General features: G+C 46.9%; 14 protein-coding genes. 9 read left to right on the plus strand and 5 right to left on the minus strand.

What is annotated here, in order from left to right:
* The first annotated feature begins 11 nt into the window (after positions 1-11).
* Together cysS and PMG25_RS02555 are read left to right on the plus strand one after the other, a co-directional pair.
* The gene (cysS, locus tag PMG25_RS02550) at positions 12-1,472 is read left to right on the plus strand and encodes a cysteine--tRNA ligase (protein ID WP_283765342.1); all 1,461 of its coding nucleotides are present in this window, start codon (positions 12-14) and stop codon (positions 1,470-1,472) included.
* A 69-nt stretch (positions 1,473-1,541) separates the two neighbouring features.
* The gene (locus PMG25_RS02555; protein WP_283765343.1) at positions 1,542-2,636 is read left to right on the plus strand and encodes an AI-2E family transporter; all 1,095 of its coding nucleotides are present in this window, start codon (positions 1,542-1,544) and stop codon (positions 2,634-2,636) included.
* Here the strand turns inward: PMG25_RS02555 and PMG25_RS02560 are convergent.
* Positions 2,606-2,893 (minus strand): hypothetical protein, encoded by a 288-nt coding sequence (locus tag PMG25_RS02560; RefSeq protein WP_283765344.1) that lies wholly within the window; start codon positions 2,891-2,893, stop codon positions 2,606-2,608. The genes PMG25_RS02555 and PMG25_RS02560 overlap by 31 nt on opposite strands.
* 247 nt (positions 2,894-3,140) lie before the next feature.
* Between PMG25_RS02560 and PMG25_RS02565 the strand changes: the two genes are divergently transcribed.
* On the plus strand, positions 3,141-3,998 hold the full coding sequence (locus PMG25_RS02565; RefSeq protein WP_283765345.1) for a M15 family metallopeptidase: 858 nt from the start codon (positions 3,141-3,143) through the stop codon (positions 3,996-3,998).
* Positions 3,995-4,672, plus strand: a complete 678-nt coding sequence (locus PMG25_RS02570; protein ID WP_283765346.1) for a M41 family metallopeptidase — start codon at positions 3,995-3,997, stop codon at positions 4,670-4,672. The genes PMG25_RS02565 and PMG25_RS02570 overlap by 4 nt, the downstream gene beginning before the upstream one ends.
* A 291-nt stretch (positions 4,673-4,963) precedes the next feature.
* Here the strand turns inward: PMG25_RS02570 and cysE are convergent, their stop codons facing one another.
* Positions 4,964-5,767 carry a serine O-acetyltransferase gene (cysE, locus tag PMG25_RS02575; protein WP_283765347.1) on the minus strand — a complete coding sequence of 268 codons (804 nt, stop codon included), beginning with the start codon at positions 5,765-5,767 and terminating at the stop codon, positions 4,964-4,966.
* 131 nt (positions 5,768-5,898) lie between these two features.
* Here cysE and PMG25_RS02580 point away from each other — a divergent pair, with 131 nt between their 5' ends.
* Positions 5,899-6,057: a hypothetical protein gene (locus PMG25_RS02580; RefSeq protein WP_283765348.1), complete on the plus strand. Its 159-nt coding sequence runs from the start codon at positions 5,899-5,901 to the stop codon at positions 6,055-6,057.
* Positions 6,058-6,082: 25 nt separating this feature from the next.
* On the opposite strand, the gene PMG25_RS02585 is transcribed toward PMG25_RS02580, so the two are convergent.
* Positions 6,083-6,505, minus strand: coding sequence for an ATP-binding protein (locus PMG25_RS02585; protein WP_283765349.1), 423 nt, complete (start codon positions 6,503-6,505; stop codon positions 6,083-6,085).
* 247 nt (positions 6,506-6,752) lie between these two features.
* On the opposite strand from PMG25_RS02585, the gene PMG25_RS02590 reads away from it, so the two are divergent.
* Positions 6,753-7,889 carry a PP2C family protein-serine/threonine phosphatase gene (locus tag PMG25_RS02590; RefSeq protein WP_283765350.1) on the plus strand — a complete coding sequence of 379 codons (1,137 nt, stop codon included), beginning with the start codon at positions 6,753-6,755 and terminating at the stop codon, positions 7,887-7,889.
* 14 nt (positions 7,890-7,903) lie between these two features.
* On the opposite strand, the gene PMG25_RS02595 is transcribed toward PMG25_RS02590, so the two are convergent.
* On the minus strand, positions 7,904-8,233 hold the full coding sequence (locus tag PMG25_RS02595) for an STAS domain-containing protein (protein ID WP_283765351.1): 330 nt from the start codon (positions 8,231-8,233) through the stop codon (positions 7,904-7,906).
* A 259-nt stretch (positions 8,234-8,492) separates the two neighbouring features.
* On the opposite strand from PMG25_RS02595, the gene PMG25_RS02600 reads away from it, so the two are divergent.
* The 3 genes from PMG25_RS02600 (at position 8,493) to recR (ending at position 10,915) form a co-directional block, all read left to right on the plus strand.
* Positions 8,493-8,963, plus strand: coding sequence for a hypothetical protein (locus PMG25_RS02600; protein WP_283765352.1), 471 nt, complete (start codon positions 8,493-8,495; stop codon positions 8,961-8,963).
* A gap of 81 nt (positions 8,964-9,044) precedes the next feature.
* The gene (locus PMG25_RS02605; RefSeq protein WP_283765353.1) at positions 9,045-10,040 is read left to right on the plus strand and encodes an anti-sigma factor antagonist; all 996 of its coding nucleotides are present in this window, start codon (positions 9,045-9,047) and stop codon (positions 10,038-10,040) included.
* A gap of 263 nt (positions 10,041-10,303) precedes the next feature.
* On the plus strand, positions 10,304-10,915 hold the full coding sequence (recR, locus tag PMG25_RS02610) for a recombination mediator RecR (protein ID WP_283765385.1): 612 nt from the start codon (positions 10,304-10,306) through the stop codon (positions 10,913-10,915).
* Positions 10,916-10,958: 43 nt separating this feature from the next.
* On the opposite strand, the gene PMG25_RS02615 is transcribed toward recR, so the two are convergent.
* Positions 10,959-11,564, minus strand: coding sequence for a response regulator (locus tag PMG25_RS02615; protein WP_347178729.1), 606 nt, complete (start codon positions 11,562-11,564; stop codon positions 10,959-10,961).
* Between the last annotated feature and the right edge of the window lie 28 nt (positions 11,565-11,592).

Consider the following 11,592-nt stretch of genomic DNA (forward strand, 5'->3'; position numbering starts at 1 on the left):
TGTGCTGCCCCATGACCCTAACGTTGACCAATACCCTCACCCGCAGTAAACAACCCTTCGAGTCCCTGGAACCGGGGAAAGTGCGGATTTACTGTTGTGGAGTCACCGTTTATGACTACTGTCATCTGGGCCATGCGCGGTCTTATATTGCTTGGGATACCCTGCGGCGCTATCTGCAATGGCAGGGCTATCAGGTAAAATATGTGCAGAATTTTACCGATATTGACGATAAGATTCTCAAACGAGCTAGGGAAACCGGCTCAACCATGGAAGTTGTAGCCGAAAAATATACCCAAACCTACTTTGAAGATATGGCGCGGTTAAATGTCCTGGAAGCGGATGAATATCCCAGGGCAACCCATACCCTAAACGGGATTTTACGGCTGATCCATGAGTTGGAAACTAAGGGCTATGCCTATGCTTCTGGGGGCGATGTCTATTACCAAGTGCGTCAGTTTCAGGACTATGGCAAGCTTTCCGGGCGCAAGTTGGAGGAGATGCAAGCGGGAGCATCGGGGAGAGTGGTAGAGAGTGGAGAAGAGGCGAAGAAAAAAGATCCCTTTGATTTTGCTCTGTGGAAGGGAGCTAAACCGGATGAACCGAGTTGGGAGTCTCCTTGGGGAAAAGGTCGCCCCGGATGGCATATTGAATGCTCGGCCATGGTGCGCGACTGTTTAGGAGAGACGATTGATATTCACTGTGGGGGCGCGGATCTGGTGTTTCCCCACCATGAGAATGAGGTAGCGCAATCGGAAGCGGTGACGGGTCAACCGTTGGCCCGGTATTGGTTACATAATGGCTTTGTGACGGTGAATGGGGAAAAAATGTCCAAGTCTTTGGGCAATTTTACGACGATTCGGGATTTGTTGGACTCGGAAGGGGGGCCGGAACCGATGGCGCTCCGGTTGTTTGTGCTTCAGGCCCAATATCGTAAACCGATCGATTTTACTCCAGAGGCGATCGCCTCCGCCCAACGATCTTGGAATACCCTCAAAGAGGGGTTATCCTTTGGCTACAAGCAGGGATCGACCTGGGGATGGGACTTGCAGGTGAAATCGGAGGATCTCAACCCGGAAAGTGTGGCGAATTTCAATAGTGCCATGGATGATGACCTGAATACATCAGGCGGATTAGCCGTATTATTTGAATTAGCCAAAGGGTTAAACCGAGAACAGAATCGCTTGATTCATGAGGGTAAAACGGATGCAGATCCTAACCAGTTATATGAACAATGGCAAACCTTGGTTACCCTGTCTCAAGTGTTGGGGTTAGAAGTGGAAACCGAGACAGCAACGGATTCCCAAGGATCGCAACTGAGCAATGAGGAGATTGAAGAGGCGATCGCCGCTCGGCAAGCTGCTCGCAAAGCCAAAAACTTTGCCGAAGGCGATCGCATTCGCGACGACTTACAAAACCAAGGCATTACCCTCATCGATCAACCCGGTGGTCTCACCCAATGGCATCGCAATTAACTTCCTGAATAGAGAAAACTGGGTTTTCCCCATTCCCTATTCCCCATTCCCCATTCCCCATTCCCTTTTATGCGCGAACAACGGATTACTTTTTCCCTATCCACGTTCCTCTTAACCTTACTCTCGGTGCTGCTCATTGTCCTCTTGTGGCAATTACGGGGACTCGTACTGTTGTTAATGATTTCTATTGTTCTAGCCGCTTCCATTTCTCCCTTAGTGGATGGGGCCGAACGCCTGCGTATTCCTCGATGGTTAGGGGTGATTTTAGTCTATCTAACCCTACTTTCTGGATTAACCGGTCTGGGCTTATTAATCGGCCCAACTGTGTTTCAACAAATCGAGCGCCTGATCCAAAAACTGCCTTCCTATGCCGAAATTTTAATTCAATTAGCAGAAAATTTACTCGACAACTGGACGAATACTCCCCCAGAACTCTTTAACCTCGTCGATCTACAACAAATTACCAGTTGGCTGATCCGCTCTAGTCAACAATTAGTGCTGAGATCCTATAGCATTACACGAGGGATTATTGGGGGAGTCTTTAGCCTGATTTTATCCCTGTTTATCTCCGGTTATATGGTCGCTGATAGCCAAACCTTAATTAACAGTTTGGTGCGCCTACTCCCTGAACCTTGGGATAGCAAAATCGCCGCCCAAGTGCCCACCATTGGCTACCGCATGGGGAGTTATATTCGCGGACGGTTGATTGTCTCTTTTATCCTGGGAATTGTCACCACGGTAGGCTTAGGTATCCTAGGATTACGGGAGTTTTCCCTGGGTTTAGGGGCGATCGCCGGAGTCACCAACCTGATCCCGTTTATCGGCCCGGTTTTAGGAGCTATTCCCGCTCTCGTGGTGGCGATCGCCTCCGGGGGCTGGACTTTCCTATGGGTGTTACTCTTTTTTGTCGTCATTCAAAATATCGAAACCTATATCCTCGATCCCTTCCTCGTAGGTTCATCCGTTGGCGTTCATCCCCTTTATCAACTCTTAGCCGTTCTCGGAGGAACCCAAGTTCTAGGGATTATCGGAGCCTTAATTGTGCCCCCATGGGTTGCCGGTGCAGCAACCCTGTTAGAAAACCTCTATATTCAACCCAAACTAGCAGCAGAAAAAGCAACCGAAATCCGTTCTCAAGCTACAGAAGATTTGGGAGAAGCATAACCAGAACTCGTGCGATGAAACAGGGCAGGACAAGGAGGGTGATAAACCACGGAGATTTCATCAGCGATCTTAATTTTTCCTTTGATCACTGCTCTGAGTAATCGATTCATGGATCGCTCATCTTCTTGAGTTAAGTGTTCATCTAAAGTAGCAGCCATTAGACCATAGCGATCGGCCAAAGTTAAGACCCCAGTTTCTCGTGCAGAAACTAGAATTTCGGAGACCGCTCCCGGTAAGATTTGGTGTTTGAGTAACATAATGAGTCCATACACGATTCCTGATAACCTTAACTATCAACGATATCATTGGCTTTGGCCGTGATTGATATCGCTGCTTTTAAGTGATTTAGATCTCTGGATAGAAATTGCAATCCCTCAAGTTTTCCCGATTCACCTCCCGATTCACTCCGTGTAATCTTGTGCCTTACTTATCCTGAATCGGATCGAAACCCAGAATCTTTGGTAAGGTTAACAATAGTGATCCCCTGTTGGAGTTAAGTCGCCGATGACTGAAAATCTATCCAAAATTTCCCCCTCTCAGGAGGAAGACGTGATTACAGATGATATCCCTGAAGCCTTACGGGATACTCCTGCACCGGTGCAACCGGTACAGGAGTCGTCATCATCAGGTTCTCAGAGGGGAGTATGGATCAGCGTAGGGGTACTGGCGATCGCCCTCATGACGGGTATCCTGCTCTTCAGAACGAATCTCCTCGCGCCAAATTCTGCCTCAGAATCCACCGTTTCCCCATCCCCAACCGCAGAAACAAACGAGTTGGGTGAGGATGCAGTGCAAGAGGCAGAAAACTCAGAAACGGATGAGGCTGGGGACTTACTGGGTCATTTTGCTTATGAAGAAGCACCAGTAGAGGATTTAATGGCCATTACGGCTGATGGCAGGTTACGATTACGGAGAATGGCAGCGATTAAATTCCGACAGATGGTGAACGCAGCCCAACGGGATGGAGTGGTTTTGGTTCCCCTATCTGCCTTTCGCACTATGCAAGATCAAGAATACTTATTTTTTGATATTAAAGCTCAACGGGGACAAGGGGCTGCTAAACGGGCAGAAGTCAGCGCCCCTCCCGGTTATAGCGAGCATCATACGGGCTATGCGGTGGATATTGGCGATGGCTATGTCCCCGCAGTGGATCTGTCTCCAGAGTTTGAGAATACGGCCGCTTTTAAGTGGTTGGAAGAGAATGCCGCTTATTATAGTTTTGAGTTATCCTTTCCTCGGAATAACCCCCAAGGGATTAATTATGAACCCTGGCACTGGCGTTTTGTGGGCGATCGCCATAGTTTGGAGACGTTTTATAAGGCGCAAGAGCAGTCGGAGAATGAAGAATTATCAGCACCATGAACCAACTGAGCTTAAATTTAATCGCGATCGCCGTTTTTACCCTGACTCTCTCTAGTCTGTTGGGCCCCATGATCCACTTAAATCCAGCAATTCCGGCAGTTACAGCCTTTGGAATTTTGACATTTATGGCGATCGATAGCCTGCAATGGCAAGGTCAAGGCAGTAACTTAGCATTAGGCTTAATTTCTAGTCTTTCTGCTGAATACCGCGATCGCCTCCTACACCACGAAGCGGGCCATTTTATGGTCGCCACTCTCCTGGATATTCCCATCACCGGCTACACCCTCAACCCCTGGGAAGCCCTCAAAGCCGGACAACGGGGACAAGCAGGAGTCAGTTTCGATGAAGAGGCAATGATTGACAAACTCAAATCCCCCAGCCTCACCCAGCAATGGATCGACCGCTATTGCATCCTGTGGATGGCAGGGGTTGCTGCCGAAGAGTTAGTTTATGGGGATACTCAAGGGGGAGCCGACGATCGACAAAATCTTAATACCCTCCTCAAGCTCTATTCCCCTGTAGAGAGTGATTTTAACCCTAAACAAGAATGGGCTAAACTGCAAGCAAAAACCTTAATTAAAGACCATTGGGAGGCTTATCAAATGTTGACGTTTGCCATGGAGTACCGTTTACCCGTGGCTAAATGTCAAGAGAAGATTAAACCTTTTTATTAATCGATACAGCGCTTGGCGCTGTTATGGTGTACAGTCTTAAAGGCTCAAAGCCATGTACCACAACCCTATTCCCTATTCCCTATTCCCTATTCCCTATTCCCTATTCCCTAATTTGTTGGTATTTTAGTCTCACACGGCAGCAATTCAGGGTTTCAGCCCAAGCTACTTGTGTTAGTGAAAATACTGAAAATTTATTGTTGCGGTCAAAAAGAGTGCAAGTGCGGGCGATCGCTTAATCCTTAACCCTTCTTAAAGGCGATCGCCCATAGCCCCTAATCTCTTACTGTTAACTCAAATCCCCGATCCATCTAAAAACTCTTCAATCGCTCGATCCTTCAGGGCACAACTGCTGTGCTTAGAGCCATAGGATTGGACTTCCAGGACTTCCCCCTGCATAGCCGACTGATCCCAGGAACTCCAACTGACACTACTGACAGATTGACTCTCCAGACTCACCCCATTGCTCCCTTGAAGCACACGCACCTGTTCTTCAAGTTGTTCAATCCGGTCAACCAAAGTGCGAATCATATCCGCCTCCGCATCCGGTAGTCGTCCGTGTTCTAGGGGATCGACTCGAACCCCAGAACGATAAACAATCCGTCCCGGAATGCCCACCACCGTACAATCCGAAGGCACATCCCGCAACACCACCGATCCCGCACCAATGCGGACATTATTTCCAATTAACAGATTGCCGAGAACCTTAGCTCCCGCACCCACAACCACATTTTCCCCCAGGGTAGGATGGCGTTTACCACTTTCCTTACCGGTTCCGCCCAGAGTTACCCCTTGATAAATGAGGCTGTAGTCTCCGACGATCGCCGTCTCACCAATGACCACCCCCATACCATGATCAATAAAGACTCCTGTACCAATGGTTGCTCCGGGGTGAATTTCAATCCCCGTAAACCAACGAGCCAGATGGGAAATCAGCCGGGGAACAAAGGGAAGTCCCAAGACCTGGAGCCAATGAGCCACGCGATAAAAGAGCAGCGCTTGGAGTCCAGGGTAGCAAAACAAGACTTCCAGCCAATTCCGGGCAGCAGGGTCGCGATCGAAGATGATACGGAAGTCGGCAACAATATTACTTAGCACGATTGAAAGTATCCAAAGCTTCATCAAACAGATCAATCTAGATCTTAGCGTTTCGCGGCCAGTTTACCCAAGGGATTCGAGTTAAGTTAAGGTGAAATTTAGTCATCTTTTCCTCAACTAAGACCCAATCTATGCCAATCTTGATTTTAATCTTGGCCCTAATTGCCGGATATCTGGGCAGTGAACTCCTGGCGCTCGACCTCATTCGTCTGTTGAAAAGCCTCTCTCTTCCCCCTTGGCTCTTCTTAAGTATCATGGTCTCCCTGTTCATCTGGTGTTTTGGGGAGTAACCTCCAGCCTCCATTGAATCCTAATTTAATAGTGCTTGATCAGCTTCAAACAATGGCGCTCATCCTCCGTAGCGGTATAACTGAGGAAATCGGCAATTTTGGACATCATAAACCAACCCCGCCCATTTTCTGCATCATCTCTTGGAGGGGGTTGACTTCTCAGCCATTGTTCAACATCAAAGCCTTCACCATAATCCCAAATCGATATGGTGACCGAATCAGCCGCTAAGATTACTTCAATATCAATGGGGGTATCTTCAGGCAAATGACGATGGGCATGGCGTACAGCATTGGTCAATCCTTCATAAAATGCAGTTTTGCACTGGAGCCAGGTGGCTTCAGGAATAGCAAGAGAGGGGTGATTAAGATGTTCAAACCAGGCTAAGGCACGGGCTAAAGCCTGGCCATCAGAATGAACTTGCAGATCAGCTCTATGGGGCAATTTCAATGGCGTAACCCTTAATCAGGCAATCAGCACAGGTGAAGAACCATTTAAAAATGAACTCAACGTTTATGATGGAATCACCCTTACGTCGGTTCGGAATCAGTAAGATGGAAACGGACGGTAGATTTGAGGTCACGCCTCTTACTGAATTGTTTCTCTGGTGCTTCTGCTTATAAGCTATCAAATAGGCTATCAAAGTGATCTCGCTTTTGTCAGATTTTCCAGCTCCTAGTCTGATGACATTTTAATCATGTACAAGGTTTTGATTATAGAGGATGACCCTCTGTTTCGGTTAGTGTTAACCAAAGCTCTTAAGAACCAAGGGTATGATGTAACCGTGGCCACCAATGGTGAAGAGGGTTTAGAACAAGCCCAGAGTTTGCGCCCTGGATTGATTTTATGCGATTGGATGATGCCTCGTATGGATGGATTGGAGGTGTGTCGCCGCATTAAGGCCAATCCGGATTTAACGACCACCTTTTTTGTGTTGCTGACTGCCCGTGAGGGGGTGGAAGACCGGGTTCAAGGCCTGGATAATGGGGCGGATGATTTTTTGTCGAAGCCCATTGAGGTGAATGAGTTACGGGCTAAGGTACGGGCTGGTTTGCGACTGCACCAGCTCAGTCAGGATTTACAAACGGCGAAACAGAGATTGGAAGAAGAGTTGATGGAGGCGGCTGATTATGTTAAATCTCTTCTTCCTGGCCCTTTGCAAGAGTCGGTTTCGATTGATTCGAGGTTTATTCCTTCTCGCCAACTGGGAGGGGATTGTTTTGATTATTATTGGCTGGATGAAAATCAGCTTGTGATTTATGTGGTGGATGCGGCTGGCCATGGAGTTGGGTCGGCCCTGTTATCGGTTTCTGTTCTCAATTTATTGCGCTCTCAATCGCTCTCTGGGGTTGATTTTTCTCAACCCCATCAGGTGCTAAGGGGTCTTAATGATACGTTTCAGATGGAAACTCAAGGCGATCGCTACTTTACCATTTGGTATGGAGTCTATCACCGCCAAGAACAGTCTCTGGTCTATGCCAGTTCGGGCCATCCTCCAGCGATTCTCTTATCTCCTAATCTCAAGGACGATATGCAGGTTCAACATCTAAAAACACCGGGTTTTCCCATTGGGATGTTTCCCGGAGTAGAGTATAAATCTTATCAGTGTAAGGTGCTACCCCAAAGTATCCTCTATGTATTTAGTGATGGGGTCTATGAAATTCATCAGACCGATGGTACTCTCTGGGGACTTGAGGCATTTAGTGAGTTTTTAGTCGCCCATCAGCACTTATCTTCTGAGTTGTTAGATCATTTGCTCCATTGCATTCATACGTTAAACTCGAATACCATTTTGGATGATGATTTATCTCTACTCCAAGTTAAGTTTCATTAACCGGGAGGCGATCGCTATTCCTTAGCCGCCAGACTTTGCTCAAATTCCTCCCGACTGTTGTAGACCTCAAATACCCGATCCATGCTGGTGAGTTCAAAGAGCATCCTTACTTGTTCATTAATGGAGCAGATAAAGAGTTTTCCACCAGCAGAGCGTACGGTTTTCAAGGCAGCGACTAGCGCACCTAAGCCAGAACTATCAATGAAGGTCACCTCTTTAAGGTCAATCAGGATCAAGTCAGCACCTGATTGAACTAAGGTGTTCACTTCCTCTCGGAACTGAGAAGCTTTGGTACTATCTAAAATGCCGGAGGGTTGAATTTGTTTAACAACAATTTGATTCATGGGTTTGATCAACAGAGGTTTGCGAGTTATCCCGATCAATTGGATTTAGTTGAATAGGATACTATATTCTAGTTGACCCCATTCTATCCGGATGAACTCAGAACTCAAGTCTGTGGCTAGATCCTGCACGGGTAAAAGTTTCCAGCGATCGCGGAGGCGATCTTGGGATTGTCCTCAGATTCAAAGCAGGATATTTTAATTTCAGATGATGGGAATATTAATGCATCTATAGAATGTCTAGCGATCGCAATGGAACAGAATGATTGTAACAACGGTGGGCAAGGAACCCTATCCCTTTAATCGTTTGATGAGTTGGTTGGAAGTTCTCCTGAAACGGGGATTTATCCAGGAAGAACTCATCGTGCAATATGGTAATTGTACAGTTTGGCCCAACATTGAAGGCTGTTTTGTCGATCTTTCAGAGGCCCAGTTAACTCAGTTCGGGGATCAGGCTCGTCTGATCATTAGCCACTGTGACCCCCAAATGCTCAAGTTTTTGGATCGAACCACTAAACCTTATATTTTGGTTCCTCGTGCCCAATGCTATAAAGAGCATACTGACGATCGCCAAATTGAGTTAGCTCAGGATCTGGCGTTGGCAGGAGTACCGATTGCTTGGTCTCCAGGAGACCTGGTACGGTTTCTTCATTCTCCTCGAAAGATTTCTCGGTCTACGTTAATGGCGATCGCCAATGAGACGGTGAAACGGTCTCTGAAAAAGGGCCGTTGAGTTGACTTTCTCAAGATCGCCATAGGGTGCTTTTTCGGTTTTAGCAGCATATGACTTCGATCAACTCTCCGGAATGTATATATGAACAATCCAGCAAGTCCCCCTGAGTTTGCCATGACTTCCTTTGGGGAGTATGGTTTGGTGCAGTTATCGAAAAATTTTACGGTGACTCAAGCGGTCGCTTTTAAGGATTATTTTAAGCAGGTCTGCGATCGGCAATCGGATCTCAATCAGATTGTTTTAGATTTGGGACAAACCACTTTTATTGATAGTAGTGGCATTGGTGCTTTAGTCGGATGCCTGAAACTGGCTAAAGCCCATGAAATCGAGTTGGTCATTTGGAGCCTGCATCCGCAAGTGAAGATGGCTTTTGAGTTAACCGGACTCAAAGAGGTGTTTACGATTGATTTGGGTACGGAGTGCCTCTTAGCACCAGAAAAAGAGGTGACTGAAGTGTCTGGGACAACCCATCCATCCGTGCGATCGCCTCTGAAGCGGTTACTCGATATTGTCGGTAGCTTGGTCGGTTTAGGAATTACAGCAGTGCTGTTTCTTCCCATTACGATCGCCATTCAAATTGATGACCCTGGGCCTATTTTCTTTGGTCAAATCCGTTGTGGTTGGATGGGGAAACGGTTTAAAATTTGGAAATTCCGCTCCATGGTTGCCAATGCAGAAGCCTTAAAACATCAAGTGAAAAACGAAGCCGAAGGAGCCTTTTTCAAAAACAAAAACGATCCTAGGGTTACCCGTGTCGGTAAATTTTTACGCCGCACCAGTTTAGATGAACTGCCTCAGTTTTGGAATGTCTTAAAGGGGGAAATGAGCCTAGTGGGAACTCGTCCCCCTACCCCCGATGAAATTGAGCGCTACGAGATTCCTAAGTGGCAACGGCTCGATGTGAAACCCGGTATGACCGGAGAATGGCAGGTAAATGGGCGATCGTCTATTCGAGACTTTGAAACGGTCATTCAGATGGATTTGCGATATCAAGAAAATTGGAGTTTATTGCATGACATTAAACTCATCTTGAAAACCATTGTGGTCTTATTTCAAAAAAATGCGGGAGCGATGTAGATTTAACAATGAAAAATTAACATTTAACAATGAACAATTATTAATTTTTCGCCTATCCTCCAGCCGCAAAGGTAAACATTACCAGAGCAGATAAGAGAATTCCGGGACTGAGCAGTAGAACTAATGTGAGTAAATCATGGACAGTCATACCCAATGGATCTCCTGTGCAAACACTACATTGTGTTAGGGTATCCCATTCTTCAGAAAAAGGCAAAAGGCAAAACCAGGCTCTACCCTGTTACCCTGGATAAGGATCTGTACTAATCAGGAGCAAGAAAACGGTTTACCCTAGTCCTTTAGCTCGTCTGATCGAGCAATTTCAACGGTTACCTGGTGTTGGCCCCAAAACAGCGCAACGCCTAGCGCTTCATGTTCTCAAACGGCCAGAAGCAGAAATTAAAGCTTTGGCCCAGGCCCTACTCGATGCCAAACAACAAGTCGGCTTATGTCAAAAGTGTTATCACCTTTCCGCCGATCCAATCTGTAGCATTTGCAGCAATCTTAATCGCGATCGCCAAATTTTGTGTGTCGTGGTAGACTCACGAGATGTGATTGCCCTAGAAAAAACCAGAGAATACCGAGGCCTCTACCATGTTCTGGGTGGAGTCATTTCCCCCATGGATGGCATCGGCCCGGAACAACTCACCGTTCAATCCTTGGTGCAACGAGTCAGCCAAGAGAACATTCAAGAAGCGATCCTAGCCATTAGTCCTAGTGTGGAAGGGGAAACCACAACTCTCTATATCGGTCAACTCCTCAAACCCTTTACACGAGTGACTCGAATCGCTTTTGGATTACCCATGGGAGGCGATCTAGAATACGCCGATGAAGTCACCCTAGCTCGTGCCTTAGAAGGTCGCCGAGACCTCGATTAAATGGGTAATGGGTAATGGGTAATGGGTAATATTCTCTATCCCCTTATTTCACCTTCTGCTTAACAAAGTTGAAAATCTTCACCACCTGTTGCTTCAAGGGTTCAATTTGAGCCACTTGTTTCTTGAGCGCATTAATTTCGGCTTGCATTTTAGCAATCTGCTCTTTCAAGGCAGCAATTTCCGCCCCAGATGCTCCTGCCGCAGGTGCAGCCTCTGAAGCAGTCCCAGCCGTTTGTCCCCCACTGGTGTCTCCCTCTAATGGCGGCCGAGTCTTTTTGGCTTTGGCCATGGCCGACTTAATCGCGTTAACTAACTGTTTTTGTTCAAAGGGTTTTTCAATAAATTCCCAAAATTCAAAGGGTTCTTTAATTTTTTCCGTAACCTCTTCCTTGCGTCCCGACATCAAGACCAACGGAATTTTACGCAACTGGCCATCATTCTGAATTTGCTGGAACACCTCAAATCCGCTCACTTTCGGCAAGAGGAAATCGAGCATAATCAAGTTGGGCTGTTCTTGGCGAATGCAGTTGAGTCCTTCTTCGCCATCTTTGGCTTCAACGACTTCAAAGTTACCTTTAGGTAACATATCCTTAACTCGCGCTCTGATGACACGACTATCATCAATGACTAGAATTTTATGTCCCACGATGAACTCCTTGAGAGGGTGACGATTGAAT

Source organism: Roseofilum capinflatum BLCC-M114, assembly GCF_030068505.1.
GTDB lineage: Bacteria > Cyanobacteriota > Cyanobacteriia > Cyanobacteriales > Desertifilaceae > Roseofilum > Roseofilum capinflatum.